Genomic DNA, 22184 nt, shown 5'->3' on the forward strand with positions numbered 1-22184 from the left:
AGAAAGGTGCAGGCGAGATGAGCGGCAACTGGCGCGACCGGACGGCAACCACCTTTGACTGCCAGAAAATGCCGGCGGTCTCGAGCCGCGGCATGGTGGTCAGCAACCATCCGCTCGCCTCCAGCGCCGGCGCCGAGATGCTGGCCGCCGGCGGCAACGCCATCGATGCCGCGATCGCAACCCTGTTCACGCTGACCGTGGTCGAGCCGATGATGGTCGGCATCATCGGCGGCGGCATGGCGCATATCCGGCTTGCCGACGGCAGCCATCGCTTCATCGACGGCCAGAGCACGGTGCCATCGGCGGTGCGCGACACCACCTACACCTCCAGGCCGGGCTCGGCGCATGACGTGTTCGACACCGTCGGCAACGAGAACCTCAACGGCCCGAAGGCCGTCGCGGTGCCGGGCTCGCTGAAGGCCTGGTGCGAGACGCAGCAAAGGTTCGGCACCATGAGCCTTGCCGACGTGATGCAGCCCGCGATCAAGCATGCCGCGCGCGGCTATGCGACGACGCCCTACTTGCATGAATGCATCAGCGAGTGCGCCGCCGAGATGCGCAAGGACCAGCCGATCGCGGCGATCTTTCTGCCTGACGGCGAGCCGCTGAAGGTCGGCGAGCGCGTGGTGCAATCGGAATATGCCGAGACGCTGCGCTATATCGCCGACCACGACGAGAAGGCGCTCTATGAAGGGCCGCTCGGTGACATCCTCGTGGATTACATGGAGAAGGCCGGCGGCTTCATCCGCCGCAACGATCTCACCAGCTACAAGACCGTCGAGCGGCAGCCGATCCGCGCCGACTATCGCGGCTGGACCATTTTGGGGCCGCCGCCGCCGGCCGCGTCCGGCGTGCACATCGCGCAGATGCTGAACATTCTCGAAGGCTACGACATCGAGGCCCTCGGCTTCGGGACATCGGAGACCATCCACTATCTTGCCGAGGTCCTGAAGATCGCCTTCGCCGATCGCGCCGCCGCCAGCGGCGATCCTGACTATGTCGGCGTGCCCGTGGAGCAGCTGACCTCGAAGGCCTACGCCGAGGAGCGCCGCCGCGCCATCGATCCGGCGCGGGCGCAGGCCTGGGGCGCCGGCGTGTCCCAGCTCGAAGGCGCGCACACCACGCATATGACGGCGGCGGATAGCTTCGGCAATGTGGTGGCGACCACGCAGACCATCAACAATCTGTTCGGCGCCAAGATCATGATCCCGGGTCTCGGCGCCATCGCCAACAATTACATGAACCTGTTCGATCCGCGCCCCGGCCATGCGCTGTCGCTGGCGCCGGGCAAGCGGGTGACGACTTCGATGTCGCCGATGATGGCGCTGCGTGACGGCAAGCTGCGCTATGCGCTGGGGCTGCCCGGCGGAAAGCGCATCTTCCCGAGCGCGATGCAGGCGCTGGTCAATCTGATCGACCACGGCATGAGCCTGCAGGAAGCGGTCGAGGCGCCCAGGGTCTGGACCGAGGGCAACGCGCTCGAGGTCGAGCAGAAGGTGCCGGAGAGCGTGCGGGTGAAGCTCGCAGCGCTCGGCCACAAGGTGCAGCCCGTCGCGACCGTCGCCGGCGGCATGAATGCGATCGCGTTCCACGACGACGGCACCATGACCGGCGCTGCCTGCTGGCGCGCGGACGGCACGCCGGTCGGGATTTCGGGTGGGCTTGCGAAGGCCGGAGTGAGGTTCCGGTTGAGCTGATCGCTACTTCCGCACGCAGATCACGCGCACGACGGCGGCTTTTGCGTCCGTCGAGTTGCCGTTCGCGCTGACACCATTCGCTTTCAGGAAATCGCGCGCCGTTTCCGCCGAGACCATCACCGCCTGTGACGCCGGCACCGCTGTCGCGGGGCCCGCGACCATTGCCGGCTTCAGCAGCGCGACACCGGCGAACTTGCCGTCGCCATCGACCGCGGGACCGCCAGAGAAGCCAACCGCCGGTGGCGGCGACAGCGCGGAATCGCTTGATGTGACCGGCGCCAGCGTTCCCTTGGCGCTCGATACGCCGGCCGCGCCGCCCTGGCTCTGCGGATCGGCGATGCCGATGACATCGACATTGGTCTTCCCCGCTCCGCCGGCGAGGCTGAGCGGCTTCAGGCCCCGCGCGCCGTAGATGTGCAGCAGCGCGAGATCGTGCTCCTTGTCCTCGGCGAGGCGGTCGGCGCTGCCGAAGCCTGCGATGGTGATCGCAAGGCAGCTGTCGGTGACGAGGCGGTCGGCCAGAATCGCGCCATCGTCGCTGACGACGAGGCCGGTGCCGTATTCGACATTCTTGCGCGGCGGCGGTCCGGCCATCGGGGTGGACGGGAACGCGTTGAATGCGCTCGACATCGCGATCACGACCGGCTCGACCGTATTCTCCATCGCCTGGTCGTACAGGATCGTCATGATGCGGACCTCGTCGCCCCTGAAGGTGCCGCGCACGTAGAATTTCTTCAGGCCCTGAAGTCCCGACAGCACGAAGAAGTCGGGCTTCACCACGGTGTAGTCGACCTTGCGCCCCGCAGGCTCCTTCTTCTCGGCTTCGGCGAGCTTCGCGGTGGTCGGGTTCGCCTCCTTGCGGCGGCTGAGCAGCACCTGCACGGTTCCGGTCGGCGAGATCCATTTCGAGCCGTTGGCGTCGCTCGCCTGTTGCGGCACCAGCTTCGAGGGAATGCCGAGACGCGCACCGCTGGTCGGCTCCATCACGATCTTCCAGCCGACGCTGTCCTGCTTCCGACGCGCCGTCTCGGCGAGTGCGGCGCGCTCCTGCGGATTGAGCACGCCGGTGGGCTTGCCGCCCTTGGCCTTCTGGTATTCCTTGATGGCGTTGACCATGCGCTCGCTGACGTCGCCGGTGATGGCGCCGTTATATTGGCCGACCCAGGCGAGGTCGGACTGCAGCGACAGCCGCTCGGCCTGCGCCATGGCATCGGCGGTTTCCGACGCCGTCTGGGCTGCCGGGGGGCGGACTGGGACGGTCTGGACCGGTTTCGGCTTGGTGCCGGGGACCTGCGGCGCCGTCATCTGGGCGTTCGCGCCTGTGGCAGAAGCCAACATCAGTGTTGCCGCAAGCATCGATCTCATGACAAATCCAGCCAGCCCATTGAATGCAATGCCATTGAAGCACATCTCGTTGGTCGCGAACAATGTTGCGGCGGTTCAGGTGGCTTAGAGACCACGAACTGAGGTCCTCATCCTGAGGAGCGGCCTGAAGGCCGCGTCTCGAAGGATGGCCACAGGCGATATCGGGGCCTTCATGGTTCGAGACGCGCGTTCCGCGCTCCTCACCATGAGGGTTGAGAGGAACGTACGACGATGCTGAGCCCGGACGAACTCGAACGCTATGCCCGCCATATCGTGCTGCGCGATGTCGGTGGTCCCGGCCAGGCCGCGCTGAAGCGTGCCTCCGTGCTGGTAGTTGGTGCTGGCGGCCTCGGCGCGCCCGCTCTGATGTATCTGGCCGCCGCCGGCGTCGGCACGCTCGGCGTGGTCGATGACGACGTGGTGTCGCTGTCCAACCTGCAGCGCCAGGTGATCCACACGACGCCCGACATCGGTCGGCACAAGGTCGAGAGTGCGGCCGAGCGCATCGCGGCGCTCAATCCGCATGTCCGCTTCGTCGGCCACGCCACCTGGCTCAACGCCGACAACGCGCTGAGCCTGATCGGCGACTACGATCTGGTGCTCGACGGCTCCGACAATTTCTCGACGCGTTATCTCGTCTCGGATGCCTGCTTCTTCGCGCAACGGCCGCTGATCACGGCGGCGCTCGGCACCTTCGACGGCTCGCTCACCACCATCCGCGCGCATGAGAAGAACGAAGCCGGCGAATTCAACCCGACCTATCGCTGCCTGTTCCCGGAGGCGCCGCCGCCGGGCACCGTGCCGGCCTGCGCCGAGGCCGGCGTCATGGGGGCGCTCGCCGGCGTGCTCGGTTCGATGATGGCGCTGGAGGCGATCCGCGAGATCGTCGGCTTCGGCGACGGCCTGGTCGGCCGCCTCCTGATGATCGATGCGCGCGCGATGCGCTTCGAGACGCTGCGCTATGCCCGCGATCCCGCCAATCCGCTCAATGGCGACGGGCCTGTGATCACCGATCTCAGCGCCCATCGCACCTGATTGGCGCCGTTACGTCATGGCCGGCTTCTCGCTGTCGAGATGCGCCATCTGCTCGGCCGCGTAACGCGTGCCGGCGGCGACATTCGGCGGGAAGGCTTTTGCCAGCGCCGCGAGATGCGCCTGCGTCAGCGTCACCTTGGTCGCGCCGAGTGCCTCGCCGAGGCGATTGCGCGTGCGCGCGCCGATCAGCGGCACGATCTCCTTGCCCTGTGCCGCCACCCACGCGATCGCAACCTGTGCCGGCGTGGCACCGATCTCGCTGGCGATGGCGCGCAGCTGCTCCACCAGCGCAAGATTGGCGTCGAGGTTCGCGCCCTGGAAGCGCGGCGTCATCAGCCGGTAGTCGCGGCCGGCCTTGCCTGACTCCTTCGACCAATGGCCGCTGATCAGGCCGCGCGCCAGCACGCCATAGGCGGTGATGGCGATGCCGAGCTCGCGGCAGGTCTTCAGGATGTCGCGCTCGATGCCACGCTCGATCAGCGAATATTCGATCTGGAGATCGGCGATCGGATGCACCGCATGCGCGCGGCGAATGGTGTCGGAGCCGACCTCGGACAGGCCGATATGCCTGACGTAGCCGGCCCTCACGAGATCGGCGAGGCCGCCGATGGTCTCCTCGATGGGAACGTTGGGATCGAGCCGCGCCGGGCGGTAGACGTCGATGTAGTCGGTGCCGAGACGCTGCAGCGAATAGGCGAGGAAGTTCTTGGTCGCGGCCGGCCTCGTGTCCATTCCGGCGAATTCGCCGGCGGGGCCGCGCAGCGCGCCGTACTTGACGCTGAGCTGCACGTTTTCGCGCGGTACGTCCTTCAGCGCCTCGCGGACCAGCATCTCGTTGTGGCCCATGGCATAGAAGTCGCCGGTGTCGAGCAGCGTGATGCCGGCGTCGAGTGCCGCATGCACCGTGGCGATGGCTTCGCCGCGATCGGCGGGGCCGTAGACCTCGGACATGCCCATACAGCCGAGCCCGAGGGCTGAGACGGCGGGGCCGGTTGAACCGAGTTTGCGCTGTTCCATGTTGGCTCTCCCAAAAAGGCGGCTGACGGCGCCGCGTGACGAGGCCAGATATGCGCTTGGTCGATTACCCCGATAAGCTGGACAATCCAGAATGGCTTGTTCACATTGGCGAACAATGGCCGACCCTGACCTGCGCGATCTCGATGCCTTCGTGGCAGTCGCCCGCACCCGCAATTTCCGGCGCGCGGCGGTCGAGATGCGCGTGTCCGTATCGAGCCTGAGCCAGCGGCTACGCGACCTGGAGGAGCGCCTCGGCGTCCGCCTGATGAACCGCACCACCCGCAGCGTCGCGTTGACCGAGGCGGGCGAGCTGCTGCTGTCGCGCGTTGCCCCGGCGCTGCGCGATGTCGGCGATGCCCTGGAGCAGGTCCGGGGCCTGCGCGAGATCGCCTCGGGCCGCCTGCGCATCAACGCGCCGCCGCCGGCGGTCGATCTCGTGCTGGCGCCGATGGTCGGCCCGTTCCTTGGCCTGCATCCGCAGGTCGATCTCGACATCGTCTCCGAAAGCGGTTTCGTCGACATCGTGAGTGGGGGCTACGACGCCGGCGTGCGCTATGGCGAGCATCTCGCGCAGGACATGGTGGCGATCCCGCTGAGCGGTCCGCAGAGTTACGTCGTCGTGGCTTCGCCCGATTACATCGCGCGCCGCGGCAGGCCGCTTCATCCGAAAGATCTGCTCGAGCACGATTGCATTCGCGCCCGCTACTCGAGCGGCGTCATGCATGATCTGGAGTTCGAGAAGGCCGGCCAGGTCGTGAAGGTCGACCCGCCCGCAAAGCTGATCTCGACCAATATGAACCTTGCGATGCGCGCGGCGCTTGACGGCGCCGGCATCTGGGCGACGCTCGACGGTTATGTCGGCGATGCCGTGAGATCCGGGGCGCTGGTCAGCTTGATGGAAGATTGGTGCGAGCCGTTTCCCGGCCCGTTCCTGTATTATCCGAGCCGGCGTCAGGTGCCGCCTGCGCTACGCGCCTTCATCGATTTCGTCGCCGACTGGCGCAGGCGCGAAGGGCACAGAGCATGATCCGGAAAAGTGTGCAGCGGTTTTCCGACAAGATCATGCTCAAACAATAAACTTCAGAGCATGCTCGGCAGCACGCGATCCGGCGGCTTGTGGGCGTCGAGGAAGGTGCGGATGTTGATGATCACCTTCTCGCCCATCTCGACGCGGCCTTCGATCGTGGCCGAGCCCATATGCGGCAGCAGCGTGACCTTGCCCGCCTTGGCGAGCCGCACCAGCTTCGGGTTCACTGCGGGCTCGTGCTCGTAGACGTCGAGCCCGGCGCCGCCGATCTCGCCGCCCTCGATCAGCTTGATCAGCGTGTCCTCGTCGGTCACCTCGCCGCGCGCGGTGTTGACGATATAGGCGTCCTTGCGGATCAGCTTCAGCCGCCGCGCCGAGAGCAGGTGATAGGTCGCCGGCGTGTGCGGACAGTTCACCGAGATGATGTCCATCCGCGCCAGCATCTGGTCGAGGCTTTCCCAATAGGTCGCGCCAAGTTCCTCGGCGATAACAGGGGCGACGGGACGGCGGTTGTGATAGTGGATCTGCAGGCCGAAGGCGCGGGCGCGCCGCGCCACCGCCTGGCCGATGCGGCCCATGCCGACGATGCCGAGACGTTTTCCCCCGATGCGGTGGCCGAGCATCCAGGTCGGCGACCAGCCCGGCCAGGGCTTTCCTTCGGTCAGGATCGAGGCCCCTTCGATCATCCGGCGCGGCACGGCGAGGATCAGCGCCATGGTCATGTCGGCAGTATCTTCGGTCAGGACCTTTGGCGTGTTGGTGACGGTGATGCCGCGGGCATGCGCGGCCTCGACATCGATATTGTCGACGCCGTTGCCGAAATTGGCGATCAGACGCAGCTTGCAGTCGGGCTGGTTCACGACATCGGCGGTGATGTGGTCGGTGACGGTCGGAACCAGCACGTCGGCGGTGCGCGCAGCTTCCGCGATCTGCTCAGGCGACATCGGCGTGTCGTCGAGATTGATCCGCGCGTCGAACAGCTCGCGCATCCGCGTCTCGATCGAATCCGGCAGCTTGCGCGTCACCACGACGAGGGGCTTTTTCTTCACCGACATGTCCTGCTCTCATGAGGCGCCGCAGGCCGCCTCTGTCGCCAAAGGCCGGCCGTTGAGGTCTCATTAACCCGGTTGTTCGACACTGCCCTTGCCGTGTCGTCCCCGGCGCTTCCTCTAAGCTCTCCCGAGATTTCCAGCCGGAAAATCGGGACAAACTGGTCGTTCAAGTGCTCGTCCTCTCTAGCAGAAGGCCGGGCCAAGACAAGAACCACGGGCCAAGGCTTGGCGGAACACCCGCGTGGGGCGGGTCAGGGACCGGCAGGGCAGGGTTTTCGGAGTTTGGGGTGAGGGTTCGGCGCGGCCGGGTCCTCGACAGGAGACGGGTTGATGGCGTTGGGGCGTTTTTGTTCGGTGATGGCGCTCGTTTGTACCTGGTTGAGCGCCTCGGTCGGCCCATCGCATTCGGCGAAGGACAACACGCCGCAGACCGCCAGCGGCTTACCCGTGCCGCGCTATGTCAGTCTCAAGTCGGATCACGTCAACGTCCGCGCCGGTCCGACCAAGGACAATGACGTGGCCTGGGTCTATACCCGCGCCGGCCTGCCGGTCGAAATCACCGCCGAGTTCGAGAACTGGCGCCGGGTGCGCGATTCCGAGGGCGCCGAGGGCTGGGTCTATCACTCGCTGCTGTCGGGCCGCCGCACTGCGGTCGTCACCATGAAGCACAAGGACGACCTCGCGCCGATCTACGACCGGGCCGACCCCGACAGCGCGGTCGCGGCCAGGCTCCAGGCCGGTGTGGTCACGCAGGTGAAGAAGTGCACTGCAAACTGGTGCCGCGTCACCGGCAACGGCTTTGACGGCTGGATCCAGCAGGAACGCCTCTGGGGCGTGTATTCCGACGAGCAGGTGAATTGACCCGTAGGGTCATTCCGGGTCTGGTCCTTCAGACCATCCCGGAATGACGGTGCAAATGACAATGGCCGGAACGAGCCCGGCCATGTCGACGAATTTAGCAGCTTAAGACCGATCTCAGCGCTTCTTGCGCAGGCGCACGACCATGTCGATGCGAGAGATCTCATAACCCTCGGGCACCTCCGGCATCTTGGACAGCGCCAGATGCGGATCCTCGATGTCGACCAGCTCATGGCTGTTCTCGAGGTAGTAGTGGTGATGGGTGGTGACGTTGGTGTCGAAATAGGTCTTGGTGCCGTCGACGCTGACCTGGCGGAGCAGGCCGGCATCGGTGAGCTGGTTCAGTGTGTTGTAGACGGTCGCCAGCGACACCGGGACCTTGGCCAGCGTGGCTTCCTCGTACAGCATTTCAGCCGTGAGGTGGCGTGCGCCCTTGCCGAACAGGAGCCAGCCCAGCGCCATGCGCTGGCGCGTCGGACGGAGCCCGGCGGACTGGAGCATTTCGTTGACGTCGTGCCAGGGGCAGCCGGTCAGGGCCGGCTGGCGGCCGGACAGAAGGGCTGCGGTATGGACGTCATCGTCGTGATGGGGCGCGGTATTCTCGCTCATTTCCAGATTTCGGGCACGCGTGAACAATATCTCCCTGCAATATAAGAATAGAAAGATGCAGATGCAAGTTTCTCGCAACTAGAGAGGTTCTAATCAGCTCTGGAACCGGGCGAGGAGCCCGTCATTTTACCTTCATGAGAGCGCTTTGCCACTGAAATGGCCTGTGTTAGAGAGCCCGCGGTTCCGCTTAGCCGATTTTGGCGCAACCGGGCATGGAGGCCCGGTCCGCAGTCCATCCGGGGCTTGCGGGAGCTGCGCCTGACGACGGCAATTGGCGTTGTTCTCCGACCGAGACGGGGCCCATTTTCGCCAAAGAACGCCGCTCAATCGGAATTTGAACAGAGGCTCGTGCATGCTGAACAGGCGCAACGGTTACGAATACGAGGACTTGCTGGCATGCGCGCGCGGCGAGATGTTCGGCCCGGGCAATGCCCAGCTGCCGCTGCCGCCGATGCTGATGTTCGACCGCATCACGGAAATCAACGACAAGGGCGGCGAGTTCGGCAAGGGCTTGGTGCGCGCCGAGCTCGACGTGAAGTCGGACCTCTGGTTCTTCGGCTGCCACTTCAAGAACGATCCCGTCATGCCCGGCTGCCTCGGCCTCGATGCGCTGTGGCAAATGGTCGGCTTTTATCTGGGCTGGATCGGCGGCGAAGGTCGCGGCCGTGCGCTCGGCCTGAACGAGTTGAAGTTCAGCGGCCAGGTGCTGCCCGAGGCCCGCAAGGTTGTGTACAACGTCGACATGAAGCGCGTGATGCGCTCAAAGCTGGTGCTCGGTATCGCCGACGGGTGGCTTTCGGTCGATGACCAGATTATCTATCGCGCCAAGGATCTGAAGGTCGGCCTGTTCAAGCAGGGCACGAGCCTGGGCTGAGGCGCATCACCAAGAAAGACAACGATTTAGGCGAGGCTGTCATGAGGCGGGTTGTGGTCACCGGAATGGGCATCGTTTCGTCCATCGGAAACAACACCCAGGAAGTGCTTGCGAGCCTTCACGAGGCGAAGTCGGGCATTTCGCGGGCTGAGAAATATGCCGAGCTCGGCTTTCGTTCGCAGGTGCAAGGTGAGCCGACGCTCGATCCTTCGACGGTGGTCGATCGCCGCGCCATGCGTTTCCTCGGTCAGGGCGCGGCGTGGAATCACGTCGCGATGGAGCAGGCGATCCAGGATTCCGGTCTGTCGCCTGACGAAGTCTCCAACATCCGCACCGGCATCATTATGGGCTCCGGCGGGCCGTCCGCCCGCACCATCGTCGAATCCGCCGACATCACCCGCACCAAGGGGCCGAAGCGCGTCGGACCGTTTGCGGTGCCGAAGGCGATGTCGTCGACAGCCTCCGCGACGCTCGCGACCTGGTTCAAGATCAAGGGCGTGAACTATTCGATCTCCTCGGCCTGCGCGACGTCGAACCACTGCGTCGGCAATGCCTATGAGACGATCCAGATCGGCAAGCAGGACGTCATCTTCGCCGGCGGCTGCGAGGAGCTGGACTGGTCGCTGTCGGTGCTGTTCGACGCCATGGGCGCAATGTCCTCGAAATACAACGACACGCCCGCCACCGCTTCGCGCCCCTACGACGTCAATCGCGACGGCTTCGTCATCGCCGGCGGCGCCGGCGTGCTGGTGCTGGAAGAGCTCGAGCATGCCAAGGCGCGCGGCGCGCGCATCTATGGCGAGATCGTCGGCTATGGCGCGACGTCGGACGGCCACGACATGGTCGCGCCGTCGGGCGAAGGCGCCGAGCGCTGCATGCGCATGGCGATGTCGACGGTGAAGACCAAGGTCGACTACATCAATCCGCACGCGACCTCGACGCCGGCCGGCGATCCGCCGGAGATCGAGGCGATCCGCAGGGTGTTCGGCGTCGGCGAGAAGTGTCCGCCGATCTCGGCGACCAAGGCGCTGACCGGCCATTCGCTGGGCGCCACCGGCGTGCAGGAGGCGATCTACTCGCTGCTGATGATGAACAACGGTTTCATCTGCGAGAGTGCGCACATCCAGGAGCTCGACCCCGTGTTCGCCGACATGCCGATCGTGCGCAAGCGCATCGACAACGTGAAGGTCGGCACCGTGCTGTCGAACTCGTTCGGCTTCGGCGGCACCAACGCCACGCTGGTGTTCAGCCGGCTGGATGCGTGATTGTTTGGCTTGGTCATGCCCCGCCTAGTGCGCAATTGCGCACGGGGGCGGGGCATCCAGTACGCCGCGGCCTCTCGATCTAACACGATCGCCTCTGGAATACTGGATCGCCCGCCTGCGCGGGCGATGACATTGGAGTTGTGGGAGCCATGATGCAGGAACTGATGAAAGGCAAGCGCGGTCTGATCATGGGCATCGCCAATGATCATTCGATCGCCTGGGGCATGGCGAAGACGCTGCATGCCCACGGCGCCGAGCTCGCCTTCACCTTCCAGGGCGAGGCCCTGGGCAAGCGCGTCAAGCCGCTGGCTGAATCGCTTGGTGTCGATCTGGTGCTGCCTTGCGACGTCGAGGACATCGCCAGCGTCGATGCGACCTTCGCTGTGCTGCGTGAGAAATGGGGCAAGCTCGATTTCGTCATCCACGCCATCGGCTTTGCCGACAAGAACGAGCTGAAGGGCCGCTACGCCGACACCAGCCGCGAGAACTTTTCGCGCACCATGGTGATCTCCTGCTTCTCGTTCACGGAAGTGGCAAAACGCGCCGCCGAGCTGATGACGGACGGCGGCAGCATGATCACGCTGACCTTCGGCGCCTCGGAACGCGCGATGCCGAACTACAACGTGATGGGCGTCGCCAAGGCGGCGCTGGAAGCCTCGGTGCGCTACCTCGCCTCCGATTTCGGACCGCGCGGCATCCGCGTCAATGCGATCTCCGCGGGGCCCATCCGCACGCTCGCGGGCTCGGGCATCGGTGAGGCGCGCGCGATGTTCGCGTACATGCAGAAGCATGCGCCGCTCCGCCGCGGCGTCACGCTCGACGAGCTCGGCGGCTCGGCGCTGTATCTGCTGTCGGACCTCTCGGGTGGCGTGACCGGCGAGATCCACTATGTCGATTCCGGCTACAACATCGTCCTGATGCCGAGGCCGGATGATTTGAAGACGCCGGAATAGCTTCGTAGCCCGGATGGAGCGTAGCGCAATCCGGGGCGATCGTATCAGCGGATGAGCCTGTCCTGGATTGCGCTGCGCTCCACCCGGGCTACAAGAGCGACCTTTCCTGGCACCCCCACGATCATGGGGCAGACCCCGCAATAGAATAGTGTTTCCTCCCCCCGGTGGCGCCGCGTGAATGGCGCGTCCCGCGGTTCGGGAGGAACGATCTTGCCGAGAGTGCATGCGATCTGGCGCACAGGCGCGCTGGCGTCCGCCATGGGCGCCGTGCTGCTTTGCGGCAACTCGCGTGCTCTGGCGCAGTCGGCGATCTGGGATTCGACCCTCTCCAACACGAACTGGTACGTGCCGACGGCGCAGCTGCTGGCCTACGCCGCGCCGAAGACCGGCTTTTCCAACCCGAATCCGATCGGCGACCAGACGCTGTGGTCGCTCGCGACCGCGACCAACGGCTCCTTCACGGGCACGAGCGTCGCGCAGCTCAAGCTCGGGTCGGCGCTCCTGACGGATAGCTCGACCATCCAGGGCTTCGTCACGACCGCGGGCCAGATCACGATGCTGTTCACACCGACATCAGGCGGCGCGGTGACCGTCGGTCTCGGCCATATGCGAACCATCAACGGCGTGACCGCGATGGAAATGCAGATGATCACGGGCGACACCCTGCTCGTGACGCACTGGGCCTATATGCTGCCCTATGACCCCGCGACGTTCACGCCGCCGGCCTCGCAGGCCGTCCCCGCCAACTCCGTCCCGCAATGGGCGTGGACATCAGGTACGCCTTGGCGGATCGTCAGCTCGACGCTGTTCGGGACGTCCGCGCCCGGCCGCTTCGTCATCACCAATTACCAGAACGGCTATTTCTGGGGCGCCGGCATCGCGCCCGCGGGAAGCAGCGCCGCGAACTTCACCCTGCTGGGCTCGGTGACGCCGGAGGGTAACGTGCTCTTCAACACGCTCTCGAAGGGCACTCTCAGCAGTCTTTATGGCGCAGCCAGCGGCGATGCATCGGGCGCGCAGATGCTGGTCAGCACCTACGATCTCTCGGGCAATCCGACCGGCGGTGTTGCCTATCTCTCCCTGGTACGTCCCTACGCCGAAGCGCTTCAGGCGCAGAACAGCCGCGCGGGCCTGGGCGCGGCCGACATGCTCTATCGCCTGTCTGCGACCTCGCTCGGCTGGAGCGGCAGCATGGCGCAAGGCTTCACCGCGCTCGACAATCTCGGCGGTCCCGGTCTCGTCAACGCCGTCAACCAGACCTTGCCGGTCCTCACCGGCGCGGCATCGCAGGCGACCTATTCTACGCAGCGCGTGTTCCAGCAAGCGATGACGGGACGACTGGACGATGTGCTCGGGTTGAATGCGGGCGTCACAGCCGAGCGCAACATCTGGATGAAGCCGCTCGGCGGCAGTGTCCGGCAGGGTAGTGTCGACAGTGTCCCCGGCTATAACGCCTCCGGCGGCGGCATTGCCGTGGGTGCGGACGCGACGATCTCCCCGCGCGCGATGCTCGGCGGCGTGTTCGCCTATTCGCATCAAGCCATCACCGGCAGCGACGACGCCGTCCCGAACCGGCTCGCCATCGATTCCTATCAGGCAGGACTCTACGGCGCCTATGCGCTCGGCCATGGCGTCCAGGTCGACGGCCAGATCGACGGCGCGCTCAATGACAATGGCGAGAGCCGCTCGCTGAGCTTCATCAACAGCACGGCTGCGGCCGGCTATCGCTCCTACAGCGGCCATGCGGGCTTCGGTGTCCGCAAGCTGATCCCGATCGAGCCGGGATTTGCGATCGCGCCGTCGCTGCGGCTGGACTATGGACAGGTTCGCTCGCCCGCCTACCAGGAAGGTGGCGCAGGCGGCTTCAGCCTCAACGTGGATTCGCAAACCTATCGCGAGCTGACGCTGACGGCAGGAGTGAAGAGCGCCTACAGGATCGCGAAGCAGGTCCATCTCACCGGTGAGGTCGGTGTCGGCTACAACGCGCTGAACCAGGGACTTCAGATCAAGTCCGGGTTCGCCGGCGGCGGCGATACATTCGCGACCTCCGGTCTTGCGCTGTCGCCATGGATCTACTCGACCGCGCTTGGGCTCGTCGCGGCCGAAAACAATCGCTTCGATCTCGGCCTCCGCTATGGCCTCTCGGCGACGTCCTCCGGACTGCTCCAGCAGTCCGGGCTCGCCGTCCTCAAGATCAGACTCTGAGATCTCAGCCGGCCGCGATCTTCTCCGCCCGCTGGAACGCCGGTCGCGCCATGCAGCGCGCGAGATAGGCATCGAAGGCCGGCCGCGACGGCACCATCTTGAACAGGCGCACCGCAAAATTCAGGCCGGAGCCGATCGTGATGTCGGCGGCCGAAAACTCGTCGCCGAGAATCCACGGCCCCTTGGCGAGCGCGGCTTCCAGCACGTCGAACACTTGCGTCGCGCTGCCCCAGGCCGCGGTCGAGGTCGGGATCTCGATCTTGGTGAAGATCTGGATGATGGCAGGCTCGATGCAGCTGGGCGAGAAGAACAACCATTGCAGATAGCGTGCGCGGCGCGGATCGGACACGGCGGGCGCGAGCTTCGTCTCGGGATAGCGGTCGGCGATGTAGGCGCAGATCGCGGCGGCTTCGCCGAGCGCGGCGTCGCCGTCGCTGAGCGCCGGCACCTTGCCCATCGGATTGATCTTCAGATAGTCCGGCGTCTTCTGCGCGCCGGTCGCGATGTCGGTCAGCACGCGCTCATAGGGCAGCCCGCTCTCCTCCATCAGCCAGAGCGTCGTGAACGAGCGCGAACGGGGCGACCAATAGAGCTTGATCATGGCGTTGACCTTTCATCGGCGCGAAGTGAGCCTGGGCGGATTCATGACGCCTCTGCATTGAATCCGCAATGCGCGACGATACAGATAGTCCTGACTTCGGCTCAGTCTTCTTTGAGATAGCCGGGCAAGCCCCGGTCAAGCCTGTCTGCGACGAGTGCCCGCGTCCTCTCGCGCAGCGCGGTGCTGGCTGAAGCTGCCGCGGGTGGGTCAGGGAACAGCGAGTTGTCGAGCTTGGTGAGCGGGTCTTCGGTCAGTCGCATGCTCGCAGCGAAGTTTGCGCCGAAATTCACAAAGGGGCGCTTGATCTCCTCGTAGCTTCGGCCGTCGATCAGTGTGATCGCAACGTTGGCGAAAAGATGCGAATGCCGGAGGAGACCGCCGAGGCCCTGATTGTAGGTTCCGATTCCGTTCAGCGTCATATGCGTATTCGGCAACTCCGCCTTGAAAGTCGTCGCGACAAGATAGCGCTCGCAACCGGCATTCGCGGTAAAGCTCCGCACGATCACCGGCAGACGCTCTCCGGGATCCCGGATGAGGATCGTTTTCGGATTATAGATGGGTTCGAAGACGCCCTTGGGATAGGCGATCCTGCGCACCGTGGGGTCGTTGTTTGTCGCCGCGCGCACCCGCGCGAAGACGAGATCATCGAGGCCCCAGTCGATCGGGACGTCGCTCACCTCATTCTCGAAAATCGTGAGGCCAAATTTCTGCACGGCGTAGCGGTCTCCGATCACCGAGATTACGCCAAGCCGGCACGGGCCGCTCTCGACCGCGACCGGCTGCTTTGCAACCGGTTTGGCCTTCGGTGCCGCTTTCTTGGAAACCGGTTTCGCCGGTGTCGCGGTTGAGGCCGGAGGCGTGGCGGTTGCGGGAGGGGTTTGGGAGGCTGCCGAAGTCAAAAGGGACAGCAGGGCGATCAGCGCGACAGCAATTCGAACCATGGATTCCGGGAGATCAGAGGCGGGAGGTCATCGGTCACGCCACACTAGGTTGGGATCGTGACAACCGCAAGCTGCATCCGGGGATCACCGACTATCCGGCGGACTGCCGCTTCCACCGATAGCACTTCATCATGAAGCCGGTTGCCGTCGCGACCTCTTCCTTCTCGAACACAAAGCCCTCGCGCTCGTACCAGCGCCAGGCTTTTTCGTTCTCGCGTACGCAGCGCAAGTAAATCTCGTCAGGCATTTGCGTGCGCGTGAAGGCGAGCAAGCGCCGGCCGAGCGACTGGCCCTGATAGGCGGGCGCGACGAAGAGCTGGTCCAGATAGAGCTTTGGCAGATGCAGCGCCAGCATGGCGGCGATGGTGCCGTTGTCGTCGGCGACGAACAGGCTCCAGCCATCCTCGCTCTCGCGCCGGACGCGTGCCCTGAGGTTCGCGAGCAGGAAATTGCTGGCCTCGGCAAGCCCGGTCGAGACCCAGCTCTCCATCCAGATGCGGGCGATCTCGTCATATTCATCCGCGCGGGCGGGACGGATGACGGGATGCGCCATTGGAACTCAACCCCTTTGGCTGCGCACGGATTGCCGTGCGCGTACCTTGCCGGCCGAGAGGCACACCACCTCGGAAATCTGCAGCAGCTGCCGCGCCAGCGGGCTGGTCTTGCGCCAGACCATGCCGATGGTGCGCGAGGGCTGCGGGTCGCGAAAGCGCGTCAGAGAGACCGAGGCCGACCGCGTCTCCACCGGCACCGCCATCTCCGGGATCAAGGTGACGCCGATGCCGGCGCTGACCATCTGCACCAGCGTCGACAGCGAATTCGCGTCCAGCATCTCGCGCGGCGGCGCCGACTGCATGTTGCAGAACGACAGCGCCTGATCTCGGAAGCAGTGTCCCTCCTCGAGCAGCAGCAGCCGCATCTCCCGCATCATCTCGCGCGAGGGCGCCGGCGTCCCCTCGTCCGCGCCCGGCCGCACCAGCAGGAATTTCTCCTCGAACAGGGCGACCTCGGTGAGCGAGGGCTCCGACACCGGCAGCGCGACGATGGCGGTGTCCAGCCGTCCCTCCACCAGTTCCTGGATCAGACGGGGCGTCATCGTCTCGCGCACGCGGATGTCGAGCTCGGGATGCATGCGGGTGAGATTCTTGGTGATCTTGGGCAGCAGATACGGCGCGATGGTCGGGATCATGCCGATGCGCAGGCGGCCGGCGAAGCGGTCCTGTGAGGCCCGGGCGAAATCGCCGAGCTCGTCGACCGAGCGCAGGATGTCACGGACGCGCTGGGCGAGTTCCTCGCCGAACCGGGTCAGCGCGACCTGCCGCGCGCTGCGCTCCAGCAGCAGGCCGCCGAGCGTCTCCTCCAGCTCCTTGATCTGCATCGACAGGGCCGGTTGCGAGATCGAGCAGGATTCAGCCGCGCGGCCGAAATGGCCGTGGCGCGCCAGCGCGTCGAAATACCGGAGCTGGCGCAGCGTCAGATTTATCATAAGAAAATCCTATCGCAGCGATCATTAAAGTCAACTTCACCTGATAGGAGGCGGCGCTTAGAGTGGTTCTACCTGGTCAAAGGGCGCCGTCGGACGCCACCAGAGGAGGTAATCATGGACGACACTTCGAAGTGCCCGTTTTCGGGCGGAAAACCCACGCGCGTGAACCGCGACTGGTGGCCAACCCAGCTCAGCATCGAGATGCTGCACAAGAATTCCGACCTGTCCGACCCGATGGGCAAGGAGTTCGATTACGCCAAGGAATTCAAGACGCTCGACCTGAACGCGGTCATCAAGGACCTGACCGCCCTGATGACGGATTCGCAGGAATGGTGGCCGGCTGACTTCGGTCACTATGGCGGCCTGATGATCCGCATGGCCTGGCACAGCGCGGGCACCTACCGCATCACCGACGGGCGCGGCGGCGCCGGGGCCGGTCAGCAGCGCTTTGCGCCGCTCAACAGCTGGCCCGACAACGCCAACCTCGACAAGGCGCGCCGTCTGCTCTGGCCGATCAAGCAGAAATACGGCCGCAAGCTCTCCTGGGCCGATTTGATGGTGCTCGCCGGCAACGTCGCGCTGGAATCGATGGGCTTCAAGACCTTCGGTTTCGCCGGTGGCCGCGCCGACGTCTGGGAGCCGGAAGAGCTCTATTGGGGTCCGGAAGGCACCTGGCTCGGCGATGAGCGCTACAGCGGCGAACGCCAGCTCGCCGAACCGCTCGGCGCCGTGCAGATGGGCCTCATCTACGTCAATCCGGAAGGCCCGAACGGCAAGCCGGATCCGATCGCTGCGGCCAAGGACATCCGCGAGACGTTCGCCCGCATGGCGATGAATGACGAAGAGACCGTCGCGCTGATCGCCGGCGGCCACACCTTCGGCAAGACCCATGGCGCGGGTGATCCCTCGCTGGTCGGGCCGGAACCGGAAGCGGGTGCGCTGGAAGATCAGGGCCTCGGCTGGAAGAGCAAGCACGCTTCGGGCCTCGCGGGTGATTCCATCACCAGCGGTCTCGAGGTGACGTGGACGACGACGCCGACGAAGTGGAGCAACAACTTCTTCGAGAACCTGTTCAAGTACGAGTGGGAGCTGACGAAGAGCCCGGGCGGCGCGAACCAGTGGACGGCCAAGGGTGCCGACGCGATCATTCCCGATGCCTTCGACAAGTCGAAGAAGCATCGGCCGACCATGTTGACGACGGACCTGTCGCTGCGCATGGATCCGGCCTATGAGAAGATCTCGCGCCGCTTCCTGGAGAACCCGGCCCAGTTCGCGGACGCCTTCGCCCGCGCCTGGTTCAAGCTCACCCATCGCGACATGGGCCCGATCCAGCGTTATCTCGGCCCGCTCGTGCCGAAGGAAGCGCTGATCTGGCAGGATCGGATTCCGGCCGTGGACCACGAGCTGGTCAGCGATCAGGACATCGCTGCGCTGAAGACCAAGATCCTGGCGTCGGGTCTGTCGGTGTCCGAGCTGGTCTCGACCGCCTGGGCGTCGGCCTCGACGTTCCGCGGTTCGGACAAGCGCGGCGGCGCCAACGGCGCGCGCATCCGCCTTGCTCCGCAGAAGGACTGGGAGGTGAACCAGCCGGCCCAGCTCGGCAAGGTGCTCGGCAAGCTCGAAGCGATCCAGAAGGACTTCAACGCGTCGTCAGGCGCGAAGAAGGTCTCGCTTGCGGACCTGATCGTGCTCGGCGGCACCGCCGCGGTCGAGAAGGCCGCCAAGGATGCCGGCGTCGACGTGAAGGTCGGCTTCACGCCGGGCCGCATGGATGCTTCACAGGAGCAGACCGACGCGGAGTCCTTCGCGCCGCTCGAGCCCCGGGCCGATGGCTTCCGCAACTACATCGGCAAGCGGCAGCAGTTCCTGCAGCAGGAAGAAGCCCTCGTCGATCGCGCGCAGCTGCTCAAGCTCACCGGGCCTGAACTGACCGTCCTGGTCGGCGGCCTGCGTGTGCTCGGCGCCAATGCGAACGGTTCGAAGCACGGCGTCCTCACCGCCAAGGCGGGAACGCTCAGCAACGACTTCTTCGTCAACCTGCTCGACATGAGCGCGCAGTGGACGCCGGCGGCTGACGGCACCTACGAGGCTCGCGACCGCAAGACCAATGCGGTGAAGTGGACCGGCACCCGCGCCGATCTCATCTTCGGCGCACACTCGCAGCTCCGCGCCTTCGCCGAGGTCTATGCGACCTCGGACTCCAAGGAAAAGTTCGTCAAGGACTTCGCCAAGGCCTGGACCAAGGTGATGAACCTCGACCGCTACGACATCGCGGCGTGAGTTGCTGCCCCCTCTCCCGCGGGAGAGGGGGCGCACATCCCCCAAGCAAGACAAACAAAAAGGGCGGCCTTTCGGCCGCCCTTTCGTGTTTCTGGCAGTGTCGCGAGGCTTACTCGCCGGCCGCTTCGCGCGGAGCCTTCTCGCCCTCGGCGGGCTTGTCCTTGGCCTCGAGGTCTTCGCCGGTGGTCTGGTCGACCACCTTCATCGACAGGCGGGTCTTGCCGCGGTCGTCGAAGCCGAGCAGCTTGACCTTGACCTTGTCGCCTTCCTTGACGACGTCGGAAGTCTTCTGCACGCGCGCCGAAGCGAGCTGGCTGATGTGGACGAGGCCGTCCTTGGAGCCGAAGAAGTTCACGAAGGCGCCGAACTCCATCACCTTGACGACGGTGCCGTCATAGATCTGGCCGACTTCCGGCTCGGACGCGATCGACTTGATCCACTTGATCGCGGCCTTCATCGCCTCACCGTCAGAGGAGGCGACCTTCACGGTGCCGTCGTCCTCGATGTTGACCTTGGCGCCGGTCTTCTCGACGATCTCGCGGATCACCTTGCCGCCGGTGCCGATCACTTCGCGGATCTTGTCGGTCGGGATCTTGAAGGTCTCGATGCGCGGCGCGTATTCGCCGAGCTCGGCGCGGGCGTTGGTGAGCGCCTTGGCCATCTCGCCGAGGATGTGGATGCGGCCTTCCTTGGCCTGGCCGAGGGCGACCTTCATGATCTCCTCGGTGATGCCCTCGATCTTGATGTCCATCTGCAGCGAGGTGATGCCCTGCTCGGTGCCGGCGACCTTGAAGTCCATGTCGCCGAGATGATCCTCGTCACCGAGGATGTCCGAGAGCACCGCGTAGCGCTTGTCTTCGAGGATCAGGCCCATCGCGATGCCCGCGGTCGGCCGCTTCATCGGCACGCCGGCGTCCATCAGCGCGAGCGAGGCGCCGCAGACCGAAGCCATCGACGAGGAGCCGTTGGATTCGGTGATCTCCGAGACCACGCGCACCGTGTAGGGGAACTCGTGGTGCGGCGGCAGCACCGGGTGGATCGCGCGCCAGGCCAGCTTGCCGTGGCCGATCTCGCGGCGCTTGGTGCCGCCGAGGCGGCCGGTCTCGCCGACCGAGAAGGGCGGGAAGTTGTAGTGCAGCAGGAACGTTTCCTTGTACGTCCCCGACAGCGCGTCGATGTACTGCTCGTCCTCGCCGGTGCCGAGCGTGGTCACGACCATCGCCTGGGTCTCGCCGCGGGTGAACAGCGCCGAGCCGTGGGCGCGGGGCAGCACGCCGACTTCGGCGACGATGTTGCGCACGGTCTTGACGTCACGCCCGTCGATGCGCTTGCCGGTGTCCAGGATGTTCCAGCGAACGATCTTGGCTTCCAGCTCCTTGAACACGGCGGCGACGCGGAGCTTGTCGTATTTCGGCTCCTGCCCTTCGGGGAAATAGTGGGCGATCACCTTTTCCTTGACCTTGCCGACCGCGGCGTAGCGATCCTGCTTGACCGGAATGGCGTAGGCGGCGCGCAACTCCTGCTCGACGAGGCCGAGCATTTCCTTCTCGAGCGCCTCGTTGTCGATCACGGTGACTTCGCGCGGCTCCTTGGCGGCCTTCTCGGCGAGCTCGATGATCGCGTTGATCACCGGCTGGAAGTGGCGGTGACCGAACATCACGGCGCCGAGCATGATGTCTTCGTTCAGCTCCTTGGCTTCCGATTCCACCATCAGCACGGCGTCGGCGGTGCCGGCGACGACCAGATCGAGCTGGGTGTCGACCATCTCGTCGAGCGTCGGGTTGAGGATGAACTCGTCATTGGCGAAGCCGACGCGCGCAGCGCCGATCGGGCCCTTGAACGGCGCGCCCGACAGGGTCAGCGCAGCCGACGATGCCACCAGCGCGACGATGTCAGGATCGTTCTCCATGTCGTGCGACAGCACGGTGGCGATCACCTGGGTCTCGTTGCGCCAGCCGTCGACGAACAGCGGACGGATCGGACGGTCGATCAGGCGGGAGACCAGCGTCTCCTTCTCGGTCGGACGGCCCTCGCGCTTGAAATAGCCGCCGGGAATGCGGCCCGCAGCGTAGGTCTTCTCCTGGTAGTCGACGGTCAGCGGCAGGAAGTCGACGCCTTCGCGCGGCGCCTTCGCAGCGACGACGGTGGCGAGCACCACGGTCTCGCCATAGGTGGCGATGACGGCGCCGTCGGCCTGACGGGCGATCTTGCCGGTTTCGAGCTTGAGGGGGCGTCCGCCCCAGTCGATCTCGACTGAATGCTTAGTGAACATAGAGGTCTTCTTTCATGGGTTCTCGAAAGAAGGGACGCTTCGAAAAACAAAAACCATGCGCAAGATTGCGGGACGCTGATCGGAGCGGATGATCAGCGTCCTGCGATCCTGCCATGGTTTTTGGATGTCGGATGGCGTCCATCCTTTCGGGTCATACGGGCGCCTTGCCCGTTGTGCCCAGCCGCCGGATTGCTGCTGGGCTGTCAGTCGGCACGAACGCGAACACCGAACCGCGGTTTTCGCCGGTCATGCCCCGGATGTTGGCCGTCAACGGCCCGCATCCGACGCGCACGCAGCCTCGATCAAAAACCTTCAAATAAGCGCTTTCGTTCGAAACCACGCGCAAAAACGCGCGCCGGTGGCGCGCGCAGGAACTGTTAGCGACGAATGTTGTGCTTCTCGAGCAGCGCCTTGTAGCGCGCCTCGTCCTTCTTCTTGAGGTAGTCGAGGAGCGAGCGGCGGGTCGAGACCAGCTTCAAGAGGCCGCGACGCGAATGGTTGTCCTTCACGTGGGTCTTGAAATGGTTGGTGAGGTTGTTGATGCGTTCCGACAGGATCGCGACCTGAACCTCGGGCGAGCCGGTGTCGCCGGCCTTGGTGGCATTCGTCTTGATGACTTCCGCTTTGCGTTCTGCGGCAATCGACAT

The 22184-nt window shown here is 65.1% G+C and carries 19 protein-coding genes; 9 read left to right on the forward strand and 10 right to left on the reverse strand.

From position 1 onward, the window contains the following. Positions 1-17 precede the first annotated feature (17 nt). Positions 18-1697 (forward strand): gamma-glutamyltransferase, encoded by a 1680-nt coding sequence (ggt, locus tag JQ592_RS13925; protein WP_211403414.1) that lies wholly within the window; start codon positions 18-20, stop codon positions 1695-1697. 3 nt (positions 1698-1700) lie between these two features. On the opposite strand, the gene JQ592_RS13930 is transcribed toward ggt, so the two are convergent. Next, complete coding sequence (locus JQ592_RS13930) at positions 1701-3062, reverse strand: serine protease (RefSeq protein ID WP_211403415.1); 1362 nt, start codon at positions 3060-3062, stop codon at positions 1701-1703. Positions 3063-3293: 231 nt separating this feature from the next. Between JQ592_RS13930 and JQ592_RS13935 the strand changes: the two genes are divergently transcribed. Further along, the gene (locus JQ592_RS13935; protein ID WP_211403416.1) at positions 3294-4097 is read left to right on the forward strand and encodes a HesA/MoeB/ThiF family protein; all 804 of its coding nucleotides are present in this window, start codon (positions 3294-3296) and stop codon (positions 4095-4097) included. A 9-nt stretch (positions 4098-4106) separates the two neighbouring features. On the opposite strand, the gene JQ592_RS13940 is transcribed toward JQ592_RS13935, so the two are convergent. Next, entirely contained in the window at positions 4107-5114 is a 1008-nt protein-coding gene (locus tag JQ592_RS13940) for an aldo/keto reductase (protein WP_211403417.1), read from the reverse strand. Positions 5115-5229: 115 nt separating this feature from the next. Between JQ592_RS13940 and JQ592_RS13945 the strand changes: the two genes are divergently transcribed. After that, entirely contained in the window at positions 5230-6141 is a 912-nt protein-coding gene (locus JQ592_RS13945) for a LysR family transcriptional regulator (RefSeq protein ID WP_211403418.1), read from the forward strand. Positions 6142-6194: 53 nt separating this feature from the next. Here the strand turns inward: JQ592_RS13945 and JQ592_RS13950 are convergent, their stop codons facing one another. Continuing rightward, the gene (locus JQ592_RS13950) at positions 6195-7196 is read right to left on the reverse strand and encodes a 2-hydroxyacid dehydrogenase (RefSeq protein WP_183248372.1); all 1002 of its coding nucleotides are present in this window, start codon (positions 7194-7196) and stop codon (positions 6195-6197) included. Between the two features lie 327 nt (positions 7197-7523). Here JQ592_RS13950 and JQ592_RS13955 point away from each other — a divergent pair, with 327 nt between their 5' ends. Continuing rightward, the gene (locus JQ592_RS13955) at positions 7524-8054 is read left to right on the forward strand and encodes an SH3 domain-containing protein (RefSeq protein ID WP_018644176.1); all 531 of its coding nucleotides are present in this window, start codon (positions 7524-7526) and stop codon (positions 8052-8054) included. 114 nt (positions 8055-8168) lie between these two features. Here the strand turns inward: JQ592_RS13955 and irrA are convergent, their stop codons facing one another. Continuing rightward, positions 8169-8660, reverse strand: coding sequence for an iron response transcriptional regulator IrrA (gene irrA, locus JQ592_RS13960; protein WP_211403419.1), 492 nt, complete (start codon positions 8658-8660; stop codon positions 8169-8171). Positions 8661-9012: 352 nt separating this feature from the next. On the opposite strand from irrA, the gene fabA reads away from it, so the two are divergent. From fabA to JQ592_RS13980, 4 genes are all read left to right on the forward strand, one after another. Further along, positions 9013-9534: a bifunctional 3-hydroxydecanoyl-ACP dehydratase/trans-2-decenoyl-ACP isomerase gene (fabA, locus tag JQ592_RS13965; protein WP_211403420.1), complete on the forward strand. Its 522-nt coding sequence runs from the start codon at positions 9013-9015 to the stop codon at positions 9532-9534. Between the two features lie 41 nt (positions 9535-9575). After that, complete coding sequence (gene fabB, locus JQ592_RS13970) at positions 9576-10799, forward strand: beta-ketoacyl-ACP synthase I (protein ID WP_211403421.1); 1224 nt, start codon at positions 9576-9578, stop codon at positions 10797-10799. Positions 10800-10951: 152 nt separating this feature from the next. Beyond that, on the forward strand, positions 10952-11752 hold the full coding sequence (gene fabI, locus JQ592_RS13975) for an enoyl-ACP reductase FabI (RefSeq protein ID WP_211403622.1): 801 nt from the start codon (positions 10952-10954) through the stop codon (positions 11750-11752). A 219-nt stretch (positions 11753-11971) separates the two neighbouring features. Then, entirely contained in the window at positions 11972-13957 is a 1986-nt protein-coding gene (locus JQ592_RS13980; RefSeq protein ID WP_349630463.1) for an autotransporter outer membrane beta-barrel domain-containing protein, read from the forward strand. Positions 13958-13961: 4 nt separating this feature from the next. On the opposite strand, the gene JQ592_RS13985 is transcribed toward JQ592_RS13980, so the two are convergent. The 4 genes from JQ592_RS13985 to JQ592_RS14000 all read right to left on the reverse strand — a co-directional run bounded on the left by JQ592_RS13985 (position 13962) and on the right by JQ592_RS14000 (position 16985). After that, the gene (locus JQ592_RS13985) at positions 13962-14558 is read right to left on the reverse strand and encodes a glutathione S-transferase family protein (protein ID WP_211403422.1); all 597 of its coding nucleotides are present in this window, start codon (positions 14556-14558) and stop codon (positions 13962-13964) included. A 101-nt stretch (positions 14559-14659) separates the two neighbouring features. Further along, complete coding sequence (locus JQ592_RS13990) at positions 14660-15499, reverse strand: hypothetical protein (protein WP_211403423.1); 840 nt, start codon at positions 15497-15499, stop codon at positions 14660-14662. 91 nt (positions 15500-15590) lie between these two features. Next, the gene (locus JQ592_RS13995) at positions 15591-16052 is read right to left on the reverse strand and encodes a GNAT family N-acetyltransferase (RefSeq protein WP_211403424.1); all 462 of its coding nucleotides are present in this window, start codon (positions 16050-16052) and stop codon (positions 15591-15593) included. A 6-nt stretch (positions 16053-16058) separates the two neighbouring features. Continuing rightward, a complete protein-coding gene (locus JQ592_RS14000; protein WP_211403425.1) occupies positions 16059-16985 on the reverse strand; it encodes a hydrogen peroxide-inducible genes activator in 927 nt (308 codons plus the stop codon). Between the two features lie 114 nt (positions 16986-17099). Here JQ592_RS14000 and katG point away from each other — a divergent pair, with 114 nt between their 5' ends. After that, positions 17100-19265: a catalase/peroxidase HPI gene (gene katG / locus JQ592_RS14005; RefSeq protein WP_211403426.1), complete on the forward strand. Its 2166-nt coding sequence runs from the start codon at positions 17100-17102 to the stop codon at positions 19263-19265. 109 nt (positions 19266-19374) lie between these two features. Here the strand turns inward: katG and pnp are convergent, their stop codons facing one another. Together pnp and rpsO are read right to left on the reverse strand one after the other, a co-directional pair. Next, complete coding sequence (pnp, locus tag JQ592_RS14010) at positions 19375-21537, reverse strand: polyribonucleotide nucleotidyltransferase (RefSeq protein WP_211403427.1); 2163 nt, start codon at positions 21535-21537, stop codon at positions 19375-19377. 377 nt (positions 21538-21914) lie between these two features. Then, positions 21915-22184 (reverse strand): 30S ribosomal protein S15, encoded by a 270-nt coding sequence (gene rpsO, locus JQ592_RS14015; RefSeq protein WP_008540131.1) that lies wholly within the window; start codon positions 22182-22184, stop codon positions 21915-21917.

Origin of the sequence: Bradyrhizobium iriomotense (genome assembly GCF_018129405.1) — a bacterium.
In the GTDB taxonomy this organism is placed as follows: domain Bacteria; phylum Pseudomonadota; class Alphaproteobacteria; order Rhizobiales; family Xanthobacteraceae; genus Bradyrhizobium; species Bradyrhizobium iriomotense_B.

Excerpts from the sequence above, each read along its gene's own strand:
- JQ592_RS13995 (WP_211403424.1), bottom strand. The coding sequence starts at position 16,052 with ATGGCGCATCCCGTCATCCGTCCCGCCCGCGCGGATGAATATGACGAG.
- pnp (WP_211403427.1), bottom strand. The coding sequence starts at position 21,537 with ATGTTCACTAAGCATTCAGTCGAGATCGACTGGGGCGGACGCCCCCTC.
- JQ592_RS13930 (WP_211403415.1), bottom strand. The coding sequence starts at position 3,062 with ATGAGATCGATGCTTGCGGCAACACTGATGTTGGCTTCTGCCACAGGC.
- rpsO (WP_008540131.1), bottom strand. The coding sequence starts at position 22,184 with ATGTCGATTGCCGCAGAACGCAAAGCGGAAGTCATCAAGACGAATGCC.
- fabI (WP_211403622.1), top strand. The coding sequence starts at position 10,952 with ATGCAGGAACTGATGAAAGGCAAGCGCGGTCTGATCATGGGCATCGCC.
- fabB (WP_211403421.1), top strand. The coding sequence starts at position 9,576 with ATGAGGCGGGTTGTGGTCACCGGAATGGGCATCGTTTCGTCCATCGGA.
- JQ592_RS13955 (WP_018644176.1), top strand. The coding sequence starts at position 7,524 with ATGGCGTTGGGGCGTTTTTGTTCGGTGATGGCGCTCGTTTGTACCTGG.
- JQ592_RS13935 (WP_211403416.1), top strand. The coding sequence starts at position 3,294 with ATGCTGAGCCCGGACGAACTCGAACGCTATGCCCGCCATATCGTGCTG.
- katG (WP_211403426.1), top strand. The coding sequence starts at position 17,100 with ATGGACGACACTTCGAAGTGCCCGTTTTCGGGCGGAAAACCCACGCGC.
- JQ592_RS13945 (WP_211403418.1), top strand. The coding sequence starts at position 5,230 with ATGGCCGACCCTGACCTGCGCGATCTCGATGCCTTCGTGGCAGTCGCC.
- irrA (WP_211403419.1), bottom strand. The coding sequence starts at position 8,660 with ATGAGCGAGAATACCGCGCCCCATCACGACGATGACGTCCATACCGCA.
- JQ592_RS13940 (WP_211403417.1), bottom strand. The coding sequence starts at position 5,114 with ATGGAACAGCGCAAACTCGGTTCAACCGGCCCCGCCGTCTCAGCCCTC.
- JQ592_RS13950 (WP_183248372.1), bottom strand. The coding sequence starts at position 7,196 with ATGTCGGTGAAGAAAAAGCCCCTCGTCGTGGTGACGCGCAAGCTGCCG.
- JQ592_RS13985 (WP_211403422.1), bottom strand. The coding sequence starts at position 14,558 with ATGATCAAGCTCTATTGGTCGCCCCGTTCGCGCTCGTTCACGACGCTC.
- fabA (WP_211403420.1), top strand. The coding sequence starts at position 9,013 with ATGCTGAACAGGCGCAACGGTTACGAATACGAGGACTTGCTGGCATGC.
- JQ592_RS14000 (WP_211403425.1), bottom strand. The coding sequence starts at position 16,985 with ATGATAAATCTGACGCTGCGCCAGCTCCGGTATTTCGACGCGCTGGCG.
- ggt (WP_211403414.1), top strand. The coding sequence starts at position 18 with ATGAGCGGCAACTGGCGCGACCGGACGGCAACCACCTTTGACTGCCAG.
- JQ592_RS13990 (WP_211403423.1), bottom strand. The coding sequence starts at position 15,499 with ATGGTTCGAATTGCTGTCGCGCTGATCGCCCTGCTGTCCCTTTTGACT.